The organism is Duganella sp. (genome assembly GCF_039595735.1).
In the GTDB taxonomy this organism is placed as follows: Bacteria; Pseudomonadota; Gammaproteobacteria; order Burkholderiales; family Burkholderiaceae_D; genus Rugamonas.
The window spans coordinates 180,888-202,320 of the sequence record NZ_JBCNLB010000005.1; the positions used below are offsets into that span (position 1 = coordinate 180,888).

Annotated in this window: 21 protein-coding genes; 12 read left to right on the plus strand and 9 right to left on the minus strand. The window is 64.3% G+C overall.

From position 1 onward, the window contains the following. The first annotated feature begins 58 nt into the window (after positions 1-58). The 5 genes from ABDW57_RS12330 (at position 59) to ABDW57_RS12350 (ending at position 7,056) form a co-directional block, all read left to right on the plus strand. Positions 59-841, plus strand: a complete 783-nt coding sequence (locus ABDW57_RS12330; protein ID WP_343730489.1) for a TauD/TfdA family dioxygenase — start codon at positions 59-61, stop codon at positions 839-841. Between the two features lie 113 nt (positions 842-954). Beyond that, positions 955-4,449 (plus strand): response regulator, encoded by a 3,495-nt coding sequence (locus tag ABDW57_RS12335; protein WP_343730490.1) that lies wholly within the window; start codon positions 955-957, stop codon positions 4,447-4,449. Between the two features lie 2 nt (positions 4,450-4,451). After that, complete coding sequence (locus tag ABDW57_RS12340) at positions 4,452-5,267, plus strand: protein-glutamate O-methyltransferase CheR (RefSeq protein WP_343730491.1); 816 nt, start codon at positions 4,452-4,454, stop codon at positions 5,265-5,267. A gap of 5 nt (positions 5,268-5,272) precedes the next feature. Continuing rightward, positions 5,273-5,875: a chemotaxis protein CheB gene (locus ABDW57_RS12345; RefSeq protein ID WP_343730492.1), complete on the plus strand. Its 603-nt coding sequence runs from the start codon at positions 5,273-5,275 to the stop codon at positions 5,873-5,875. Then, entirely contained in the window at positions 5,875-7,056 is a 1,182-nt protein-coding gene (locus tag ABDW57_RS12350) for a hybrid sensor histidine kinase/response regulator (RefSeq protein WP_343730493.1), read from the plus strand. The genes ABDW57_RS12345 and ABDW57_RS12350 overlap by 1 nt, the downstream gene beginning before the upstream one ends. Here ABDW57_RS12350 and ABDW57_RS12355 read toward each other — a convergent pair whose 3' ends face one another. The 7 genes from ABDW57_RS12355 to ABDW57_RS12385 form a co-directional block, all read right to left on the minus strand. Then, positions 7,057-7,464, minus strand: coding sequence for an EF-hand domain-containing protein (locus ABDW57_RS12355; protein WP_343730494.1), 408 nt, complete (start codon positions 7,462-7,464; stop codon positions 7,057-7,059). Between the two features lie 32 nt (positions 7,465-7,496). Continuing rightward, positions 7,497-9,053: a peptidase S10 gene (locus tag ABDW57_RS12360; protein WP_343730495.1), complete on the minus strand. Its 1,557-nt coding sequence runs from the start codon at positions 9,051-9,053 to the stop codon at positions 7,497-7,499. A 73-nt stretch (positions 9,054-9,126) separates the two neighbouring features. Continuing rightward, positions 9,127-9,603: a nucleoside deaminase gene (locus ABDW57_RS12365; protein ID WP_343730496.1), complete on the minus strand. Its 477-nt coding sequence runs from the start codon at positions 9,601-9,603 to the stop codon at positions 9,127-9,129. Next, positions 9,600-10,583, minus strand: coding sequence for an aromatic ring-hydroxylating dioxygenase subunit alpha (locus ABDW57_RS12370; RefSeq protein ID WP_343730497.1), 984 nt, complete (start codon positions 10,581-10,583; stop codon positions 9,600-9,602). The genes ABDW57_RS12365 and ABDW57_RS12370 overlap by 4 nt, the downstream gene beginning before the upstream one ends. Positions 10,584-10,585: 2 nt before the next feature. Further along, positions 10,586-11,662, minus strand: a complete 1,077-nt coding sequence (locus ABDW57_RS12375; RefSeq protein ID WP_343730498.1) for a BMP family ABC transporter substrate-binding protein — start codon at positions 11,660-11,662, stop codon at positions 10,586-10,588. A 123-nt stretch (positions 11,663-11,785) separates the two neighbouring features. Then, positions 11,786-12,634 (minus strand): outer envelope protein, encoded by an 849-nt coding sequence (locus ABDW57_RS12380; RefSeq protein ID WP_343730499.1) that lies wholly within the window; start codon positions 12,632-12,634, stop codon positions 11,786-11,788. 108 nt (positions 12,635-12,742) lie between these two features. Beyond that, entirely contained in the window at positions 12,743-13,453 is a 711-nt protein-coding gene (locus ABDW57_RS12385; protein ID WP_343730500.1) for a GntR family transcriptional regulator, read from the minus strand. Positions 13,454-13,682: 229 nt separating this feature from the next. Here ABDW57_RS12385 and ABDW57_RS12390 point away from each other — a divergent pair, with 229 nt between their 5' ends. The 5 genes from ABDW57_RS12390 to ABDW57_RS12410 all read left to right on the plus strand — a co-directional run bounded on the left by ABDW57_RS12390 (position 13,683) and on the right by ABDW57_RS12410 (position 19,261). Further along, a complete protein-coding gene (locus tag ABDW57_RS12390; RefSeq protein ID WP_343730501.1) occupies positions 13,683-15,227 on the plus strand; it encodes an ABC transporter ATP-binding protein in 1,545 nt (514 codons plus the stop codon). Beyond that, positions 15,214-16,275: an ABC transporter permease gene (locus ABDW57_RS12395; RefSeq protein WP_343730502.1), complete on the plus strand. Its 1,062-nt coding sequence runs from the start codon at positions 15,214-15,216 to the stop codon at positions 16,273-16,275. Before ABDW57_RS12390 ends, ABDW57_RS12395 begins: the two co-directional genes overlap by 14 nt. Then, positions 16,272-17,153, plus strand: a complete 882-nt coding sequence (locus ABDW57_RS12400) for an ABC transporter permease (protein ID WP_343730503.1) — start codon at positions 16,272-16,274, stop codon at positions 17,151-17,153. Before ABDW57_RS12395 ends, ABDW57_RS12400 begins: the two co-directional genes overlap by 4 nt. 151 nt (positions 17,154-17,304) lie before the next feature. Then, the gene (locus ABDW57_RS12405) at positions 17,305-18,948 is read left to right on the plus strand and encodes a methyl-accepting chemotaxis protein (protein ID WP_343730504.1); all 1,644 of its coding nucleotides are present in this window, start codon (positions 17,305-17,307) and stop codon (positions 18,946-18,948) included. 31 nt (positions 18,949-18,979) lie between these two features. Next, positions 18,980-19,261 (plus strand): 2Fe-2S iron-sulfur cluster binding domain-containing protein, encoded by a 282-nt coding sequence (locus ABDW57_RS12410; RefSeq protein ID WP_343730623.1) that lies wholly within the window; start codon positions 18,980-18,982, stop codon positions 19,259-19,261. Here the strand turns inward: ABDW57_RS12410 and ABDW57_RS12415 are convergent. Next, positions 19,258-20,148 (minus strand): AraC family transcriptional regulator, encoded by an 891-nt coding sequence (locus ABDW57_RS12415; protein ID WP_343730505.1) that lies wholly within the window; start codon positions 20,146-20,148, stop codon positions 19,258-19,260. The two genes, ABDW57_RS12410 and ABDW57_RS12415, sit on opposite strands and share 4 nt — an antisense overlap. Before the next feature lie 111 nt (positions 20,149-20,259). On the opposite strand from ABDW57_RS12415, the gene ABDW57_RS12420 reads away from it, so the two are divergent. After that, a complete protein-coding gene (locus ABDW57_RS12420; protein ID WP_343730506.1) occupies positions 20,260-20,796 on the plus strand; it encodes a carboxymuconolactone decarboxylase family protein in 537 nt (178 codons plus the stop codon). On the opposite strand, the gene ABDW57_RS12425 is transcribed toward ABDW57_RS12420, so the two are convergent. Then, positions 20,797-21,102: a hypothetical protein gene (locus ABDW57_RS12425; RefSeq protein ID WP_343730507.1), complete on the minus strand. Its 306-nt coding sequence runs from the start codon at positions 21,100-21,102 to the stop codon at positions 20,797-20,799. 60 nt (positions 21,103-21,162) lie between these two features. Between ABDW57_RS12425 and ABDW57_RS12430 the strand changes: the two genes are divergently transcribed. Then, complete coding sequence (locus tag ABDW57_RS12430; RefSeq protein ID WP_343730508.1) at positions 21,163-21,432, plus strand: MoaD/ThiS family protein; 270 nt, start codon at positions 21,163-21,165, stop codon at positions 21,430-21,432. Position 21,433 lies beyond the last annotated feature (1 nt).

Genomic DNA, 21,433 nt, shown 5'->3' on the forward strand with positions numbered 1-21,433 from the left:
GACCATATTATCAGCAGTTTTGGCTGGGATTATAGTGTTTTTCATTTGTGGAGGACATATGAAAATCACCCCGCTTCCTGTTGGTTTTGGCGCTGAAATCACCGGCGTCGACCTGCGCCGTGCCGATGACGGCATGGCGGATTTGCTGCGCGCGGCGTTGCTGGAATACGGCATGCTGGTGGTGCGCGATCAGACCTTCACGCCCGAAGAACAGCTGGCGGCCAGCCGCCTGTTCGGCAGCCTGGAGACGTTCCCGACCATGCGCGGGCAGTTGCAGGGCTGGCCGGAAATCTTCCGGGTGGCCAGCCGGCCGGAGGATGGCCATGTCGAGGTCGGCCGCTACTGGCACTCGGACGGCTCGTTCCGCGCCGAGCCGACGCCGATCAGTTTCTGGTATTCGGAAGTGCAGTCGGAAGAGGGCGGCGACACCCTGTTCACCGACCTGCAGCGCGCCTATGCCGAGCTGCAGCCGGATATCCAGCAAGAGTTCGCAGACCTGAAGACGGCGCACCGCAATGGCGTGGTGCATCCGCTGGTGTTGCGCCATCCGAAAACCCAGCTGCCGGCGCTGTACCTGAACCTCGGTCTGACCGCCGGCGTGCTGGGCTACAGCGCCGACCACTCGCGTGCGCTGATGGACGCGGTGGACCGCCATTACTCGCGTGACGGCGCCACCTACCGCCATCACTGGCTGCCGGGCGACGTGGTGATAGCCGACAATCTGCATGTTGCCCACAAGGCCACGCCGATCACGCCGGCCACCCGCCGCATCCTCAACCGCACCACCATCCGCGCGGACGGTGTGATCTGGTACGACCGGGCGGAGCAACAGGCGGCTTAGGCTGAAACGTGCGTGAGGTTTGTTATTTCCCTCACGCACGGTTGAATTGGTAGTCTTGTTAAGCTTGTTTTTGAGCTAAACTTGTTGCTCCTTAAGCTACCTTGGCCCGCATCATGCCCAATTCCGGAACCTTGGACGAACGCGGTTTCCGTCGCATTCTTGTACGTAACGTTACCCTGCCGCTGGCGGCCGGAGTGGTCAGTGCCGGGGTGTTTGCCGTGTTGCTGGCCTATCTGGTCAACACCATGAACTGGGTCGAGCACAGCGAACGCGTCATCGGCAATGCCAACCAGATCGGCAAGGAGATGGTGGACATGGAAACCGGCTTGCGCGGCTATCTGCTGGCCGGCGATGAGTCCTTCCTGCAACCGTATATCCTGTCCAAGCCCAAGGTGGCCGCCAGCCTGGCCGGCCTGTCGAAGATGGTGGCCGATAATCCGGCCCAGCTCGACCGCCTGCGCACCATCCTGTATCAGCAACAGCAGTGGGACCAGTATGCGCAGGAGATGATACGGCTGCGCGCCGCCAATGGCGATGTGAGCGGCTCGGTCAAGACCGGCCGCGGCAAGAACCAGTTCGATGAAATCCGCCGCCAGCTCGACGCGTTTGTGGCCGCCGAGCTGCGCATGCGCCAGGAGCGCAACGATGACGCGCGCGCCGTCACCACCTGGGTGGCGATCATTTATCTGCTGCTGACGCTGGGGGTGGGCGGCATCCTGGCCTGGTTCGGCCGGCGCGAGCTGACCGGCCTGTCCAAGGTCTATACCAAGGCGCTGAGCGAGCACGCCGAGCATGCCAGCCAGTTGCAGCAGCAAGCCTGGCTGCGCACCGGCCAGAGCGAACTGGCGCAGCAGGGCATGGGCCAGCTGGCGTTGCCGCAGCTGTCGTCGGTGTTGCTGCAATTCCTGGCGCGCTATCTGGGCGTGGTGGTGGGCGCGCTGTACGTGCGTGCGCCCGATGGCAGCTTCCGCCGCGCCGCATCCTACGGTTTCAGCGAGGAGTGGGAGCAGCGCGAGCAGCAGTTCAAGCCGGCCGAAACGCTGGTGGCGCAGGCGGCCCTGGAGCGCCGCATCATCCGCCTGGAGCCGGTGCCGGCCAATTACATTCAGGTCAGCTCCGGCCTGGGCGCCGGCGCGCCGGTCAGCGTGCTGCTGGCGCCGGTCGATAGCGACGGCGAAATCAATGGCGTGATCGAGCTTGGCCTGCTGCGCCCGGTCAGCGAGCGCGATCTGGATCTCCTGACGCTGGTGAAAGGCAATGTCGGCGCGGCCATTGAGGCCAGCGCTTCGCGCCAGCGCCTGCAGGAAGTGCTGGCAGAAACCCAGCAGCTCAATGAGGAGCTGCAGGTGCAGCAGGAAGAGCTGCGCACCGCCAACGAGGAACTGGAAGAGCAGTCGCGCGTGCTGGAGGAATCGCAGGCTAGCCTGGAAAACCAGAAGGCCGAACTGGAGCAGACCAACGAACAGCTGGCCGAGCAAGGCCAGGCGCTCGACCAGAAAAACGCCGAGCTGCTGAAGGCCCAGCAAGACCTGGAAGAACGCGCGCGCGATCTGGAGCGCGCCAGCCAGTACAAGTCGCAGTTCCTGGCGAATATGTCGCACGAACTGCGCACCCCGCTGAACAGCTCGCTGATCCTGGCCAAGCTGCTGGCGGAAAACGCCCCGGGCAATCTGAACGAGGAGCAGGTGCGCTTTGCCAATACCATCTATTCGGCCGGCAATGACCTGCTCAACCTGATCAACGACATTCTCGATATCTCAAAAGTCGAGGCCGGCAAGCTGGACCTGGTGCCCGAGCAGCTGTCGGCGCGCCATGTGGTGGAAGGCATGGCCATGGTGTTCGAACCGCTGGCCCAGCAGAAGAAGCTGGCCTTCCAGTTGCAGGTGGCGGACGACGTCAGCGCGCAGATGGTGACCGACCGCCAGCGCCTGGAGCAAATCCTGAAAAACCTGCTGTCGAACGCGCTCAAGTTCACCAGCACCGGTCAGATCACGCTGTCGCTGCAGGCGCGCGGCCAGGATGCGGTGGCATTCTCGGTGCAGGATACCGGCATCGGCATCCGCGCCGAAGACCAGCAAGCCATCTTCAACGCCTTCCAGCAAGCCGACGGCACCACCAGCCGCAAGTACGGCGGCACCGGGCTGGGCCTGTCGATCTCGCGCGACCTGGCGCAGCTGCTGGGCGGCGGCATCAGCCTGGTCAGCGAGCCGGGCAAGGGCAGCTGCTTCACGCTGACGCTGCCAGTGGCCTGGACTGCGCCCGAGCCGGGACCGCGCGCCGGCAGCGCCAGCATGCCGGCCGTGGTGGACACCAGCACCGCGCCCCTGCCTGAAGTGCCCACGCAGCCGCCCGCTCCGGCCCCGGCCACGCCGCGGCCGTTTGACGATGACCGCTTGCTGGTGCCGGCCGCCGGCGCCGCCCGCGGCCGCCTGGTGCTGGTGGTGGAAGACGACGCGCCGTTTGCCCGCATCCTGTACGAGCTGGCGCACGAGCAGCAGTATCACTGCCTGGTCGCCTTCGATGCCGATGAGGGCCTGGCGCTGGCGCGCGAATACAAGCCGAATGCCATCCTGCTGGACATCCGCCTGCCGGACCGTTCCGGCCTGTCGGTGCTGCAGCTGTTGAAAGACGATGCGCAAACCCGCCACATCCCGGTCCACGTGGTGTCCGGCAGCGACAACGGCGAGGCCGCCCTGCACCTTGGCGCCATCGGCTACGCGCTCAAGCCCACCACGCGCGAGCAGCTGATGGAAGTGTTCCACCGCATCGAAACCAAGCTCACGCAAAAAATCAAGCGCGTGCTGCTGGTGGAGGATGACGACCGCCAGCGCGACAGCGTGGTGCAGCTGATTGCCGATGACGACGTCGACATTGTCGCGGTCGGCAGCGGCGAGGAAGCGCTGGCGCTGCTGCGCACCACCGTCTACGATTGCATGATCATCGACCTCAAGCTGCCCGACATGCAGGGCAATGAGCTGCTGCAGCGCATGGCCAACGAGTCGCTGGCCGCGTTCCCGCCGGTGATCGTGTACACCGGCCGCAACCTGTCGCGCGCCGAGGAAGCCGACCTGCATAAATACTCGCGCTCCATCATCATCAAGGGCGCCCGTTCGCCGGAACGCCTGCTGGATGAGGTGACGCTGTTCCTGCACAAGGTGGAAGCCGACCTGTCGAGCGAACGCCAGCGCATGCTGAAGACGGTGCGCTCGCGCGACCGCGTGTTTGAAGGACGGCGCATCCTGCTGGTGGATGACGACGTGCGCAACATCTTCGCCCTGACCAGCGCGCTGGAGCAAAGAGGCGCGCTGGTGGAAGTCGGCCGCAACGGCCACGAAGCGCTGGAAAAGCTCGATAGCGTCGCGGACATCGATCTGGTGCTGATGGACGTGATGATGCCAGGCATGGATGGCCTGGAGGCCACGCGCCGCATCCGCGCCGACCAACGCTTTGCCCGCCTGCCCATCATTGCCATCACCGCCAAGGCCATGAAGGACGACCAGGAGCAATGCCTGGCGGCCGGCGCCAGCGATTACCTGGCCAAGCCGATCGACCTGTCGCGCCTGTACTCCCTGCTGCGCGTCTGGATGCCGAACGCGGAACGGAGCTGACCATGCACAGCGATACCGAAATCGAGCTGAAGATGCTGATGGAAGCCATCTACATGAAGTACAGCTACGATTTCCGCGACTACACCGGCGCTTCGCAAAAGCGCCGGGTACTGCACGCGCTCAAGGAAATGGATTGCGACAGCATCTCGGCGCTGCAGGCGCGCATCATCCACGAGCCGGCCGCCTTCAGCCAGCTGCTGCAATTCCTGACCATTCCGGTCACCTCGATGTTCCGCGACCCGGGCTACTTCGCCGGCCTGCGCGAGCATGTGGTGCCGGTGCTGCGCACCTACCCTTCGCTCAAGATCTGGATCGCCGGCTGCAGCACCGGCGAGGAAGTGTATTCCATGGCCATCCTGCTCAAGGAAGAAGGCTTGCTGGAACGCAGCATGATTTACGCCACCGACATCAACCCGCAATCGCTGGAGAAGGCGCGCAAGGGCGTGTTCCCGCTGGAAGCCATGCGCGAATACACGCAGAACTACCAGGCGGCCGGCGGCACCCGCAGTTTTTCCGAGTACTACACGGCCGCCTACAATGCCGCGCTGTTTGACAGCACGCTGTGCGAGAACGTTACCTTTGCCGATCACAGCCTGGCCACTGACGCCGTGTTTGCGGAAACCCACCTGATCAGTTGCCGCAACGTGATGATTTACTTCAAGCGGAAGTTGCAGGAGCGCGCCTTCGGCCTGTTCCATGAATCGCTGTGCCACCGCGGCTTCCTGGGGCTGGGCAGCAAGGAAAGCATCGATTTCTCCACGTATGCGCCGTGCTTTGAGCCGGTGCTCAAGCGTGAGCGCCTGTTCCGCAAGCGCTGACCGGCATGGACCCCGCTCAACTACAAGCTGCGCTGGCCGGCCGCAAGGTCGAGGCGGTGGTGATCGGCGCCTCGGCCGGCGGCGTCGGCGCGCTGCTGCGCCTGCTGCCAGGCTTGCCGGCCGGTTATGGCCGCGCGCTGATGGCCATCCTGCACATTCCCGAAGGGCGGCAGAGCCATCTGGCCGGGGTGTTCCAGCAGCGCATGCACTTGCCGGTGCGCGAGGCGCGTGATAAAGAAGAAGTGTCAGCCGGAACGCTATACTTCGCCGGTTCGGGCTACCATCTCTCTGTAGAGAATGACCGCAGCTTTTCCCTGAGTTGCGAGGCGCCACTACATTTTGCCCGGCCTGCAATTGATTATTTGATGCAGTCGGCGGCCGACGCCTATGGCCCGGCCCTGGCCGGCATCCTGCTGACCGGCGCCAACCAGGACGGCGCGGCCGGCCTGGCGGCAATCGGCGCGGCCGGCGGCCTGACCGTGGTGCAGGACCCGCGCGAAGCCGACGTGCCGACCATGCCGCAGGAGGCCATTGCGCTGCGCCAGCCGGACCTGATTTTGACCTTGGATGACATACATACACTGCTGTTGATGCTGGAGAAAAATTAATGCAAGATGCATCCCCTACCAAGCTGCTGCTGGTCGATGATCTGCCGGAAAACCTGCAGGCGCTGGAAGCGCTGGTGCGCGGCGAGGGCCGCCAGGTGTTCCAGGCTGGTTCCGGCGAGGAAGCCTTGGCCCTGTTGTTACAGCATGATTTCGCCATGGCCTTCCTGGACGTGCAGATGCCCGGCATGGATGGCTTTGAGCTGGCCGAGCTGATGCGCGGCACCGAGAAAACGCGCCAGATCCCGATCGTGTTTGTCACGGCGGCCGGCAAGGAGTTGAACTATTCGTTCAAGGGTTACGAGGCCGGCGCGGTGGACGTGCTGTACAAGCCGCTGGACCCGCGCGCGGTGAAGGGCAAGGTGCAGGTGTTCGTGGCCCTGTACGAGCAGCGCGAGGCCATGCGCCGCCAGGTCGAGGCGCTGGAAGCGGCGCGCAAGGAGCAGGAGGCCACCCAGGCCAAGCTGCAGCATGCGCTGGTGATGCGCGACGAATTCATGTCCATGGTGTCGCACGAGATGCGCACGCCGCTCAATACCTTGTATCTGGAAACCCAGTTGCGCAAGATGCAGCTGGAACGCGGCAATATGGCCGCCTTCGGCCCGGACCAGCTGCAGCGCATGGTGGCGCGCGACGACCGCCAGATCCAGAGCATCATCCGCCTGATCGACGACATGCTGGACGTGTCGCGCATCCGCAGCGGCAAGCTGTCCTTGCGGCCGGGCTGGGTCGAACTGTCCGGCCTGCTGCGGCGCGTGGTGCAGGACCTGACACCGCAGGCCGCCACCGCCGGCACCAGCATCACGCTGGACGCCGCCACGCCGGTCAGCGGCTGGTGGGATGAGTTCCGCATCGAACAGATTGTGGTCAACCTGCTGACCAATGCGCTGCGCTACGGCTGCCAGAAGCCGGTGCAGGTGACGCTGACGGTGGAGCAGGACTGGGCGCGGGTGGATGTGCGCGATTGCGGCTCGGGCATCCCGCCGGATAAGCAGGACCGCATTTTCGAGCCGTATGAACGCGGCGTCGGCAGCGAAGGGCCGGCCGGACTGGGGCTGGGATTGTACATTTCGCGCCAGCTGGCCGAGGTGCATGAGGGCAGCCTGACGCTGGACAGCAAGCCGGGCGAAGGCTCGGTGTTCAGCCTGACGCTGCCGCGCCGCGATGCGCCGCCCCAGCCGTAACTAGCGCGAGCGCGCTTCCTCGCGGCGCTGGATCAGGTACACCTTCAGGTCATCAAACGTGACCTTGCCGCGCTGGGCGGTGTCGATGTGCTCGAAGTTCTTGTCGATGAAGCCGAGGCCGGCCTGGCGCGCTTCCTCGCGGGTCAGGGTGCCGCTGCCGTCGAGGTCGGCGTCGTCAAAGCGTTTCTTCAGCTTTTGCATGGCCTGGTAGCGCAGCAGGACCGGGCCGGACGAATAGTCGCGCAGCGGCTTGCGCAGCGCCGGCGGCAGGTACGGTTCGGGATAAGCCGGGGTGGCGCGCACGGCGGTCGGGGCCGGTGCTGCCGGGTCCGTAGTCGGCGTCTGCGCGCCGGCATGCGACAGGGCCATCGTGGCGGTTGTCAGCATGGCAAGTTGCATAAGCTTCATGGTTGTCTCCCCCGCATCTGCAGATGCCTGGCTTAGTGTGACACTGTGACGCTGTTCAGGAAATTAATCAAATCTGTTTGTTGTGCGCGGCGCGAGGTGTCGTCCAGATACGTCATATGGCCGCTTGCGTAATATTTGAGCACAATGGCCGGACTGGCATCCAGCCGCGCCAGATCCAGCTCGGTCTGGTGGAATGGCGTGGCCAGGTCATGGTAGCCGTTGATGGCCAAAATCTTCATCGCCGGGTTCAGCGTCAGGGCCGCAGCCAGGTCCGGAATGGTGTCCGGCAGCTGCTTGCCGTCGTGGCTGAAGTTCCAGCGGTTGATGATGTCGATGAACGGCGCGTAGGCCGAGGCGGCCGTATAGCGCAGCTCGCCCGCCAGGTAGCTGACGATGCTGCTGGCGAAGCTGGCGTTGACCACCGTCAGCGAGGGATCGCCGTCGCGCGTCAGGGCGCTGTCGTTGGGCGCGATCACGCGGGCGTCGTAGCGGCCCAGCAGCTGGCCGCTGACCGCGTTCTGCTGGTAATAGCCGGGCTGCATATTGAAGTTCTGCTGCCAGGTCAGGGTGGACAGGCCGGTCAGCCCGGACAGCTGGCCCAGCACGGCGGCCGGCGGCGCGACCTGGCTGGCGAGGTAGGCGGCGATCGCGGTGCGGTAGCTGCCGGCGGCGAACGTGCGCACGGCCTCCACCGGCACCGCCGCCGCGCGCTGGTGATAGGCGCTGGTGAGGGCGTAGGTCGGCAGGTAGCCCTCGCAGCTGACCGCGCCGGGATCAAGCACGCCGCAGTTGCTGTTGTAATCCATGATGGCCGATTGCAGGATCAGGCCGTCGATCTGCACACCGGCGGTTTCCAGCAGGTTGGCCAGCACCGCGGTGCGCGGCGCGCCGTAGGATTCGCCAAACAGGAATTTGGGCGAGGCTTCGCGCTTGTTGACCGTGACGTAGCGCTGCACGAAATCGCGGAAGGCGGCGGCGTCCTTGTCCACGCCCCAGAAGTCGGCGTTGGTGTTGGGGGCGATGGCCTGGGTGTAGCCGGTGCCGACGGCGTCCACGAACACCAGGTCGGCGTTGGGCAGCAGGGTTTCCTGGTTGTCCACCAGCTGCACCGGCGGGATGGCGGCGCTGGGGAGGGTGCTGACCAGCCGGCGCGGGCCGAAGGAGCCGAGGTGCAGATAGGTCGAGGCCGAGCCGGGGCCGCCGTTGTAGAAGAAGATCAGCGGCCGGCTGGCGCTGCTGGCGACGGTGTAGGCCACATAGAAGAAGGAGACAGTCGGTTGGCCGGTCTTGACGTCGACAGCGGTCAGGTGGCCGGTGGTGGCGGTGTAGTTGAAGGCCTGGCCTTTGAGCTGGATGCTGCTGGCGATGACGGCGGCGCTTTCATTCGGCGCCGCCAGCGACGCGTTGCCGGCGCTGGAGTAGACCGTGCTGTCGGCAAAGGACCCCGCAACCACGGGCGGTGTGGCCGGCGGCGTGGTGACCGTGTTGCTGCCGCTGCCGCCCCCACCGCCGCCGCAACCGGCCACGATCGCCGCCGCCAGCGCGGCCATGACAGTGGTCGCGGCAGCGCCATGCGCATCGCGCCACACGGGCCGCCGCCATTGCAATCTTGTGCAAATCGCCACGATACCTCCTGTCGGGATGTATCGTGAATCATACGCCTTATTTGCGCCAGAAATCCTGGTGTGCCATGCGCGCTTCATCCTCGCGCAACGGTCCAATGACTTCGGTCGGGCGCTGACCGGCGGCAAACACCGTGCGGCAGGGCAGCGACAGGGTCGGGTTCTCCGGATCGCTGCCGGTCAGTTCCAGCAGGCTGGCTTCCGACATGCCATACACCACGCGCCCCACGCCGCTCCAGTAGGTGCCGCCGCTGCACATGGCGCACGGTTCGGCGTTGGAATACAGGGTGGCCGTCGCCAATTGCGCCGGATCGAACTTCTGCGAGGCCAGTCGCAGCGCGTTCATCTCCGCATGCGCGGTGCGGTCGCTGCTGGAGGCATTCATCGCCTCCGCAATCACGGTGCCATCGGCCGCCACCACCATCGCGGCAAACGGATGATGGCCTTCGTCGCGCGAACGCTGCGCCAGCGCCAGTACGCGGGTCAGGAATTCATGGTCCTGCGGTGTTGCATTCATCTGATGACTCCGTAGTGCAAATCCTGCTGTTTCAAATAACTGCGGTACGCCAGCGACATGCGGTCGCACAGCACCGACACTTCCGCGCCGGGCGCCAGCGGCAGGCGTGCCGGATGCTGGCTTTCCAGGATCGGTTTATCCTGCAGGAAGATGGTGTCCTGGAACTCGCGCATGGATCCCTCGCTGGAGACGAAATCGTTCAGCGCCATGATGATCCACACGCGCGTGCTGGTCTCGGTCAGCGGCTGTGAGAACAAGGCGATCGCCTCGCGGATCGCACCGGGAGGATGCTTAGTCAGGATGGTGCTCAGCGGCCGCACCACGCGGTAGGTGTATTCAATATCGCTGCCGCCGGTGGCGGAGCGGCTGGCCTGCGGCTGCCAGGCATGGCACTGCTTCGCCCACACGCCGCTGCCATACTCCGCGTCATCGAAGGTCTCGACCGTGTAGTCGGGCACCACCGGCTGCTGCTTGTCGCCGAGGATGCCTTCATGCACAAAGGCGAAATGCGCCATGTCGAGAAAATTCTCGACGATGCGCGGCGCGCTCGATTGCACGTCGTACGGCCCGCACCAGACCTTGCGCAGCAGGCCGTCGGCAAATTCGGGAAAGGCCGGCGGCCCGGCGTGCGCAGGCTCGCCCAGACACACCCACGCCATGCCGTACCGCTCCTGCACGTGGTACACCGCCACCTGCGCTTTCAGCGGCGCGTTGGGCAGCGCCGGGATATGCGTGCAGCGGCCCTCCTTGCCGAAGGCCCAGCCGTGATAAGGACAGCGCAGCGTGTCGTCCTGCAGCGTACCCATGGAAAGCCGCGTGCCGCGATGCGGACAGCGGTCTTCCCACGCGTGCAGCGCGCCGCCGCTATCGCGCCACAACACCACGCGCGTCTCCAGCAGATCGGCGGCCAGCATGGCGCCGGCCGCGATCTGACTGGAGCGCGCGACCGGATGCCAGTCGTTGTAAAGGACCGGGTCCATGCTTATTTCGGAATTGTGCCTTCCACGCCTTGCACGTAGAAGTTCATGCCCAGCAGCTCCTTTTCGGGAACCTTCACGCCGGCAGCATATTTCACCGCGCCGGATTGATCCTTGATCGGACCGGTGAACGGATCGAACGTGCCGGCGGTCAGCGCGGCCTTCTTCTCGTCGAACAGCTTCACCGTCTCTGCCGGCACCACCGCATTCACCTTGGACATCTTGACCATGCCTTCTTTCAGGCCGCCGCGATACGACCCGGTCTTCCAGGTGCCGGCCAGCACCGCCTTGGCGGTGCTGATGTAGTAGCCCGACCAGTCGTTGGTGGCCGCAGTCAGGTGCGCCTTCGGCGCGAATTTGGACATGTCCGAATCCCAGCCGAATGCGTACACGCCTTTTTCCTGCGCCACCTGCAGCGTGGCCGGCGAGTCGGTGTTCTGCGCCATCACGTCCGCGCCTTGCGCCACCAGGGTTTCAGCGGCCTGGCGTTCCTTGGCCGGGTCGTACCACGAGTTTACCCAGATCACCTTGGTCTTGATTTTGGGGTTCACGCTTTGCGCACCGAGCGTGAAGGCGTTGATGTTGCGGATTACTTCCGGCACCGGGAAGGAGGCGATGAAGCCCAGCGTATTCGACTTGGTCATCTTGCCGGCCAGGATGCCGTTCAGGTAAGCGCCCTCATACAGGCGCGATTCGTAAGTGCCGAAGTTCTTGCCGGTTTTGAAGCCGGTGGCGTGCAGGAAGGTGACGCCAGGCGTGGTTTTGGCGACTTTCTCGGTCGCGTTCATGTAGCCGAACGAGGTGGTGAAAATCAGCTTGTTCCCCTCGGCCACCAGCTTGCGGATCACGCGTTCCGCGTCCGCGCCTTCCGGCACGTTTTCGACGTAGCTGGTTTTCACTTTGCCGCCAAGTTCCTTCTCCATGGCGAGACGGGCCTGATCGTGGGCATAGGTCCAGCCGGCGTCGCCCACCGGGCCGACGTAAACAAAGCCGATCTTCAGCGGATCTGCGGCAAACGAAGGAGCGGCGGCCAGCGCTGCGGTGGCGGCCAGGGTGGCCAGTATTCTGCGGCGATTCATCATGCGGTTTCCTTTGTGTGAGTAGTCAAGATCGTCATCCCTGCGAATGCACGGATCCATGGAGCGCATGTGTCAATACGGTGCTTGCGTTCTATGGATTCCGGCCTGCGCCGGAATGACGCGGGGTTAGAAGTGGTATTCAGCACGGACCATCGGAGTGCGTGCGGTGGCGCCCGGGTTGTTGCGGTCCGGATTACCGAATTTGTTTTTCCAGTATTGGTACTCGACGCCGATCTTGAAGGTGTTCTTTGGCGTGCCGACCGCTTCGCTGATGTCGTACATGATCTGCATGTCGATGTTGGTCTCGGGCGCGGTGCCGCCGCCGAATTCATTGGTGCCCTTGGCGGTGATGAAGTTGGCGTAACCTTCGAACGATAGCGGGATGCCAAGCTTGAACGGGATGCCCCAGGCCGCGGTGAGCATGGCATGCGTCTTGTACGCGTAGCGCGGCGTGGCCTGGTTGGTGAAGGTGTTGTAAGGCGCGTTCGATTCCCACAAGGCCAGCAGGCTGACGTCGAGGAAGCCCGGCACGTCCAGCATCAGGGTCGGGCCGGCGACCACCATGCGCTTCTTGGAGTTGTAGCCGGCGTCGGTCTTGCTGTTGTAGTCGAAACCAAAGGTGGCGCCGACCCCGCGCACCGGACCAAAAGCGTAGCTCTGGTTGAAGATCTTGCCGAAGTCCAGCGTGTGGCGGTACACCACATAGGCTTCGTGCGCGCCGCTGTTGGAACCGGCCGCCGACGGATCCAGCTCGGACGACATCAGCAGGTCGACGCTGAAGAAGTTCTTGCCGTATTTGTAGCCGGACACGCTGCTCAGGTTGACGATGTTCTTGGTGATGTCGTTGTCGTTGAACGGCTCCGCGAACTTGGTGCCGTAACGATAGCTGAGCGAAGTGTCGCTCCAGTCGGCGGCCTGGGCGCCGCAGGCGGCAAGGAGGGCGAGAGCGACGGTGCTGCGGGCGAGACGTGGCATTGTGAACTCCATCTGGTCAGGGTTTGAAAGCACTTTGTTTGTATCCAATCTGTTTTAGTAATTGGATTCAATCTTGTCTACCTCCTTAGCAAGATGCGGACCAACTATTCACAAGCCGGACAACACTTCGGCCAGATTCACCTTTTTATCCTGCTCGGCCAGCCGCAAGCGCGCTTCGATTTCCAGCAGGTGGTGCTCGATCAGGTGCGTGGCTTCCTTGACCTTGCCTTTCTCGATCAGCGTGGCCAGGTTCTGGTGCTCATCGTTTTCGCACATGGCGCTGCCGGGCATTTCGTAAAGGGCGATGATGAGCGAGCAGCGCGACACCAGCTCCGCCATGAAACGCTGCAGCACGTGGTTGCCGGCCAGCTGCGCCAGCAGCAGATGAAACTCGCCACCCAGTCGTATCCAGCCGGCGCGGTCGCCGCTGCGGCGCGCCGCATCCTCGGCCGCCAGCGCGGCGCGGATTTGCTTGATGGATTCCGGCGTGGCGTTCCTGATTACCAGCGGCACAATCTCGCGCTCGATGGCGCGCCGCGCGGCGAAGATCTCGCGCGCTTCCTGCGGCGTGGGCGAGGCGATCACCGCGCCGCGATTGGGCCGCAGCTCGATGATGTGATCGTGCGCCAGCCGTTGCAGCGCTTTGCGCACAGTGGTACGGCTGACCTGATACAGGTCGCAGAAATCCGCCTCGCCCAGGTGGGTGCCAGGCGGCAGGCGGTGGCTCATGACGGCATTGACTACCGCTTTATAGATGCGCAGGTCGACGGCGGTGGTACCGCGTTTGACTGCTTGCTCGGCTTTGCGCTTGTCGGGCATTGCGTGGTTCTCCAGTGTGATAGATGCGTGACCACTGTTAAGCAGAAAGCGTGCTAACCCGTGTACAAGCTGGATGTGCAAATTGTGTACGAAACGACTTTGTTTTCCGCGTTTGCGCACGCTTTTGGGGAGCGAAGAACCAAAACAGCGCGTTTTCCGGTGCATGAAGATGGCATGCTACTTGCGTCTGCAGGCGTGTCCGATTTGTATACGATGGAGGAAGACGCCGATGACTGAACCGCGCTTGCAGATGCTCGGCATCTCCAAGATCTATCCCTCGGTGGTGGCCAACGCCGAGGTGAACCTGACCGTGCTGCCGGGCGAGATCCACGCCGTGCTGGGCGAGAACGGCGCCGGCAAGAGCACGCTGATGAAGATCATCTACGGCGTGGTCAAGCCGGATGCAGGGCAGATCATGTGGGAAGGCCGCCAGGTTCACATCTACTCGCCGCACGATGCGCGCAAGCTGGGCATCGGCATGGTGTTCCAGCACTTCGCCTTGTTCGAGACGCTGACGGTGGCCGAGAATATCGCGCTGGCGCTGGATGACAAGCAGTCGCCGGCCGCGCTGGCGCCGCGCATCCGCGCCGTGTCCGAGCAATATGGTTTGCCGCTCGATCCGGCGCGGCGGGTGCACAGCATGTCGGTGGGGGAGCGCCAACGGGTGGAAATCGTGCGCTGTCTGCTGCAATCGCCCAAGCTGCTGATCATGGACGAACCAACGTCGGTGCTGACGCCGGATGCGGTGCTCAAGCTGTTTGAGTCGCTGCGCCGGCTGGCAGCGGAGGGCGTGAGCATCCTGTATATCAGTCACAAGCTCGATGAGATACAGGCGCTGTGCGACAAGGCCACGGTGCTGCGCGGCGGGCGCGTATCCGGCACCGCGCTGCCGAAGCAGGAAAGCGCCAAATCGCTGGCGGAGCTGATGATTGGCCGCGAGCTGCCGGTGTGTGTCCATCAGCCGCGCGAGCCCGGCGAAGTGCTGCTGTCGCTCGATGGCCTGCGCGTGGCAAGCGATGATCCGTTTGGCACGCGCCTCAAGGACATCAGCCTGTCGCTGCGCAGCGGCGAGATTGTCGGTATCGCCGGCATTTCCGGCAATGGCCAGCAGGAGCTGTTGAAAGCCATCTCCGGCGAGCGTCCGCTCAAGCCGCGCGAAGGGACCATACGGCTGTGCGGGCAGGACGTCGGCGCCCTCGATGCGGCGCAGCGCCGCCAGCTGGGCCTTGGCTTCGTGCCGGAAGAGCGTCTGGGACGCGGCGCCGCGCCCGATCTGTCGCTGGCCGATAACGCGCTGCTGACCGGCTATGTGCCGGCGGCCCACACCGGCATGGTACGCCAGGGTCTGATCCAGCGCGGCGCGGTGCGTGCATTCGCGCAGAAGGTCATTGAGCGCTTCAAGGTCAAGTGCGGTGGCGACGCCTCGGCGGCAGCCTCGCTCTCCGGCGGCAATCTGCAAAAGTTCATCGTCGGCCGCGAGATCATGCTGGCACCCGGCGTGATGGTGTTCGCGCAGCCGACATGGGGCGTGGACATCGGCGCCGCCATGCTGATACGCCAGGCCATCATCGACATGCGCGACCAGGGCGTGGCGGTGCTGGTGCTGTCCGAGGAGCTGGACGAATTGTTCATGATGAGCGACCGCATCGCCGTGCTGGCCGACGGCCGGCTGTCGCATGCGGTGCCGGCGCAAGCCACCAGCATCAACCAGATCGGCGTGTGGATGAGCGGCGATTTCAATTACCAGGGAGTCCCCGAATATGTCCAGGCTTGAACGACGTCCCGAACCCTCGCGCCGCATGATGCTGGCCTCGCCGCTGATCGCGGCGGCAGCGATGCTGCTCACCGGCTCCATGCTGTTCTTCTTCGTGGGGCAGGAGCCGCTGCATGCGTTCTACGTTTATTTCGTCAAGCCGTGGAGCACCGCGTACGGCATCGGGGAACTGCTGCTGAAAGCCACGCCGCTGATCTTGTGCGGCGTCGGCCTGGCGCTGGGCTTCCGCGCCAACGTCAACAACATCGGCGCCGACGGCCAGCTGACCATCGGCGCCATCGCGGCCGGTGCGGTGGCGTTGTATTGCGACGAAGTGCAGGCCTGGTGGGTGCTGCCGCTGATGCTGTTGGCGGGCGCCGCGGGCGGCATGCTGTGGGCGGCGATCCCGGCGCTGCTGCGCACGCGCTTCAACACCAGCGAGATTCTCGTCAGCCTGATGCTGGTGTACATCGCGTATCACTTGCTCAGCTATCTGGTGCACGGGCCGATGCGCGATCCGGCCGGCTTCAACTTCCCGCAATCGAAGATGTTCAGCGACTCGGCCACCTTGCCGCTGCTGGTGGAAGGCCTGCGCGTGAACGCGGCCTTCATCCTGTCGCTGCTGGCGGCGGCAGCGGCGTGGTTCTTCTGCAAGCATACCTTTGCCGGCTACCGCATGCAGGTCAGCGGCATGGCGCCGGCCGCCGCGCTGTATGCCGGCTTCAGCGAACCGCGCAATGTATGGCTGGCGTTCATGATCAGCGGCGCGCTGTCCGGCATTGCCGGCGTGGGCGAGGTGGCGGGGCCGCTGGGGCAGTTGCAGCCGTCAGTATCGCCCGGCTATGGCTTTGCCGCCATCATCGTGGCCTATGTGGGCCGCCTGCATCCGTTGGGCGTGGTGCTGTCGGCGTTGCTGATGTCGCTGCTGTACATCGGCGGCGAGACGGCGCAGATCGAGCTGCAGGCGCCGTCCGCCATCACCGGCATCTTCCAGGGGCTGCTGCTGTTTTACCTGTTGGCCGCTGATCTGTTCATTCACTATCGCATCAAACAAGAGGTTTACGCATGATGAACGCTGAATTGTTGATCGCCTTCCTCGCCAGCACCGCCGGCGCGGCCACGCCGCTGGTGGTGGCGTCCATGGGCGAGCTGGTGACCGAGCGTTCCGGCGTGCTCAATCTCGGGCTGGAAGGCATTATGCTGGTTGGTGCCGTGGTGGGATTCGGCGTCACGCTGACCAGCGGCAGCATGACACTGGGCCTGCTGGCGGCGGTGGCGGCGGGCATGCTGATGTCGCTGGTGTTTGGCTTCCTGGTGCTGACGCTGCAGACCAACCAGGTCGCCACCGGTCTGGCGCTGACCTTGTTCGGCATCGGCGTCTCGGCTTTCCTGGGCCGCAGCTACGTGGGGCAGACGGTGGAGCGCATGCCCATCCTGTTCGGCTTTGACGGCATGGTGTATTTCTCGATCGCGCTGGTGCTGCTGGTTGGCTGGATGTTGGCGCGCACCCGGCTGGGGCTCATCATCCGCGCCGTCGGCGAGTCGCCGCATAGCGCGCACGCGATCGGCTTCCCGGTGATCAGCCTGCGCTACGGCACGGTGCTGTTTGGCGGCGCCATGGCCGGACTGGGCGGCGCTTACCTGTCGCTGGCGCTGACGCCGATGTGGGTGGAAGGCATGACCGCCGGCCGCGGCTGGATCGCGCTGGCGCAGGTAGTGTTCGCGACCTGGAAGCCGCGCGGCGTCTTGATTGGCGCCTACCTGTTCGGCGGTGTGACTGTGCTGCAGTTCCACGGCCAGGGCATGGGGCTGGCTATCCCCTCGGAGTTTTTGTCCATGCTGCCCTACATCGCCACCATCGTGGTGCTGGTGCTGATCTGCCGCAATCCGCAGACAATCTTGTTGAATAAGCCAATGTCGCTGGGACAAAACTTCAAGCCAGACTAATCAAGTGTTGTTTCTGCGCAGCATTGTGACAATTGTTGATATTCTGGAATATCAAATACTTTTATTCTGGGCGCTCAGGCCATGCCCGGCCTGCGGCGCCCCCCAAACCCCGGTTCGCCTCCCTACTAAAAACAAAGTATAGGAGCGGTCCATGCGAATCAATTCCCCTGTCACGCAAAACGAATACATCATGGAAGACGGCCGTACCATCGTCTCCAGTACCGATTTGCAGGGCAATATCAACTACGCGAATCCCTATTTCATTGAAGTGAGCGGCTTTACCGAAGAAGAGCTGATGGGCGCGCCGCAAAACATCGTGCGCCATCCCGACATGCCGGTGGAAGCCTTTGCGGATTTGTGGAGCACCATCCGCAGCGGCATGCCCTGGACCGGGCTGGTGAAGAACCGCTGCAAGAACGGCGATTTCTACTGGGTGCTGGCGAATGTCACGCCGGTGATCGAGAACGGCAAGCCGGTGGGTTATCTGTCGGTGCGCACCAAGCCGTCGCGCGAGCAGGTGCGTTCGGCCGATGCCTTGTACCGTGAAATCAAGGCTGGCAATCCGCGCAAGCTGCGCATTGTGAATGGCCGTGCGGTGGCGACCGGGCTGGTGGCGCGCATGCAGAACATGCTGCGCGCTTCGTTGTCGACGCAGATTCTGATCGCCACCTCGCTGCTGGTGGGCGTGTTGGCTTTACAAGCCTTGACCTTGCTGCTGGCGGACGATGCCACCGTGGCCCGGGCGCAAGGCTGGCTGGCCGGCGCCGCCGTGGTGGCCTTGGCCGGCATGCTGCTGTTTGGCCGCAACCTGTACGTGAACGTGGCGCTGCCTTTGCGCCAGGCCACCAGGGCAGCGCGCATGATGGCGGGTGGCGACCTGACCGCATCGATCGAGATCCGGCGTGACGATGAAATGGGCCAGTTGCTGGCGGCGCTGCGGCAGACCAACATCAACCTGCACAGCATCATCGGCGATGTGCGCGCCAACTTTGATGAGATCTCGGTGGCCACCGATGAAATTGCCGATGGCAATATGGATTTGTCGGGACGCACGGAGTCGCAGGCGTCCAGCCTGCAGGAGACCGCGTCCAGCATGGAGGAGCTGACCGCGACCGTGCAGCAAAGCGCAAGCAATGTGGCCAGCGCCAACCAGCTGGCAGAGCGCGCGCGCGAGGTGGCCACGCAGGGCGGCACCATTGTGTCGCAGGTGGTGAGCACCATGGGCGACATCAGCGCCTCGTCCAACAAGATCCTGGACATCATCGGCTTGATCGACGGCATCGCCTTCCAGACCAATATCCTGGCGCTGAATGCGGCGGTGGAAGCCGCGCGCGCCGGCGAGCAGGGACGCGGCTTTGCCGTGGTGGCCAGCGAGGTGCGCGGCCTGGCGCAACGTTCGGCCACGGCCGCCAAGGAAATCAAGGCCCTGATCGATACCTCGATCGAGAAGGTGCAGGCGGGCACCTCGCTGACCAACAGCGCCGGCCAGACCATGAGCGAGGTGATCGAATCGGTGGCGCGCGTATCCCGGGTGATGGGCGAGATTTCCAACTCCACCCGTGAGCAGAGCGATGGCATCGGCCAGGTCAACCAGGCGGTGATCAGGATCGACGACATCACGCAACAGAATGCCGCGCTGGTGGAGCAGGCCGCCGCTGCCGCGGGCAACCTGGCGCAGCAGACGCGTTGCGTGTCGCAGGCGATCGCGGTGTTCAAGCTGCAGCAAGGCGGCGCCGCGCCCAGGCGGCCTGCGCTCCCGGCCAACGATAAACCGCGCCTGCAGCTGCACGGCTGATACCATGGCGCTTTCGACAAGCGGCATGGAAATGAAGATTACGCTGGCAGGGCAGGGATGGATGTTTGACGCGGACCCGCGGGACACCGTGCTGGAGGCGGCGGAGCAGGCCGGCGTCCGCCTGCCCAGTTCGTGCCGCAACGGTACCTGCCGCACCTGCATCTGCCGCTCCACCAGCGGCACGGTGCGCTACAAGATCGAATGGCCGGGGCTGAGCCTGGAGGAAAAGCGCGAGGGCTACATCCTGCCCTGCGTGGCCATGGCCGCCACCGATCTGGTGATCGATGCCCCGGCCGCCAGTCAGCTGTTTTAAGCGGCACGCTTGCGGTAAGCGCCCGGCCCCACGCCGTACTGGCGCTTGAAGGCGCGGTTGAAGGCGGCCTCGGACTGGTAGCCCACCGCTTCGCCGACCTGGCCGGCGGCGCGGCCCTGGTCCAGCAGGCGGGCGGCGCGCGCCATGCGCAGTTGGGTCAGCACTTCGGCTGGCGTGGCATTGGCGGCCTGCTTGAACAGGCGCGCAAAGGTGGCGCGTGACATGTGACCCGCTTCGGCCAGTGCTTCCAAGGTCCACGGCTTTTCCGGCGCTGCCAGCATGCTGTTGATGGCAGGCTGCAGGCGCCGCTCGGCCAGCACGCCAAACAAGCCCGGCACCGACAGCGCCTGCTCCAGCCAGGTGCGCATCAGCAGCGCGAACAGGGCCGACGCCAGCTGGCGGATGATGGCTTCCGAGCCGGCGCGCGGCATCTCGGCTTCTTCCTGCAGCATGCGCATCAGGTGGCGCAGGCTTTGCGCCTCCGACCGGCCGGCGGTGCGCACCACCAGCACGGCCGGCAGGGCGGCCAGCAAGCCGTCGCTGCCGTCGGCGCCAAAATGGAATTCACCACACAGGATGTCGGTTTGCGGACCGTCGCCCTGATTGCTTTCAAAGCGTAGCAGTCCCGGCGCGGCATGCGGCGGCGTGGCTTGCGCCGGATCGCCGATGTGCAGCCGGTGCGCGGCGCCATGCGGGAACACGATGATGTCGCCGGTCTGCAATGGCATGCCGTCGTACAGCGCCTCGCCATGCACGATCAGGTGGTAGGGTGCGACGCCGTGCGGGGCGCCCTGGTGGTCCAGCACCCACGGCGCGTCAAAGCGGCAACGCACGTCCAGCGCGGTGCGCACGGGGTAGAGGGAGAGCAGGTGGCTAAGGGTGTCCATAAGGCAGCGTTGAGACGACGGAGCAAATTATAGAGCATCCAAAGCATTCATCATCTCATCCGAACGGCCTAGACTGTGTTCCATACCAACTCACTTGAAAGGAAACACATCATGTCCCGTCTGTTCACCCAACCTGTCTCGGAAGCCACCGGCCACGCTGCCCAACTGTTCACCGCCATCAAGGGCGCGATCGGCAAGGTGCCCAATGCCTACGCCGCCATCGGCAGCAACAGCCCGCTGGCGCTGGAAGCCGCCCTGAACCTGGACGGTGCCCTGCGTAAAAGCAGCCTGAGCGCCAAGGAAATTGAAGTGATCAAGCTGGCCGTCAGCCAGGATGCGCTGTGCGATTACTGCCTGGCAGCCCACACCCTGATGGGCGGTAAAGCCGGCCTGAGCAAAGACGCCATCCAGGGCGTGCGCCATGGCCAGGCCACTGGCGACGCCAAGGTGGATGCGCTGGCAGCGTTTGTCCACGCCGTGGCGCGCACCAGCGGCGATGTGCCAGCCGAGGTGGTGCTGGCGGTGAAACAGGCCGGTTACAGCGATACGCACATCGTCGACACCCTGCTGGCGATTACCTCCATCACCTTCACCAACCTGTTCAACCGGGTGAATGTGACGGCGCTGGATTTCCCTGCGGCTGACTGATCAGTCCTTTCTGCGGAGGCGGCTTAGCAGCGCCTCCGTGGTGTGGTTGAGCGGGACGTCGTGCTGGCGCAGCATCTGCACATGCAGCACCAGGTTTTCCAGCACCAGCTTGGCCGCGACCGCCAGCAGGGTCAGGCGCTTGTCTTCCTCGCTGAAGTTTTCCATCGCGTCCGCCATCTCGCACAGATGGTTGGCGATCAGGCCGCGCAACTCTTGCTCTTCAAACGGCAGGTCGGCAAAGTCGATGGGATCTTCCTTCTCCACTTCCTGCATCAGCAGTTCCAGTTCTTGCGGCGTAATTGACATGCAACGCTCCGGTGGTTGAGGCAATTTCATTTTAGCCGCAATCGGCATAGAATCTGCAAGATGGCGAAATTGATATTTACCCAGCAGCTGGGCCGCTTCATGCGCGTGCCGCAGGTGGACACCACCGCGGCCGATCTGCGCAGCGCGCTCGACGGTTGTTTCGCCGACCATCCGCGCCTGCGCGGCTACGTGCTCGACGAGCAGGGCTGCCTGCGCGAAAACGTGGTGATCTTTATCGACGGCCAGCGCGCCCGCGATCCGCGGTTGCTGGATGACGCGCTCGCGCCCCATTCCCAGGTCTATATTCTGCAAGCACTGTCAGGAGGCTGAT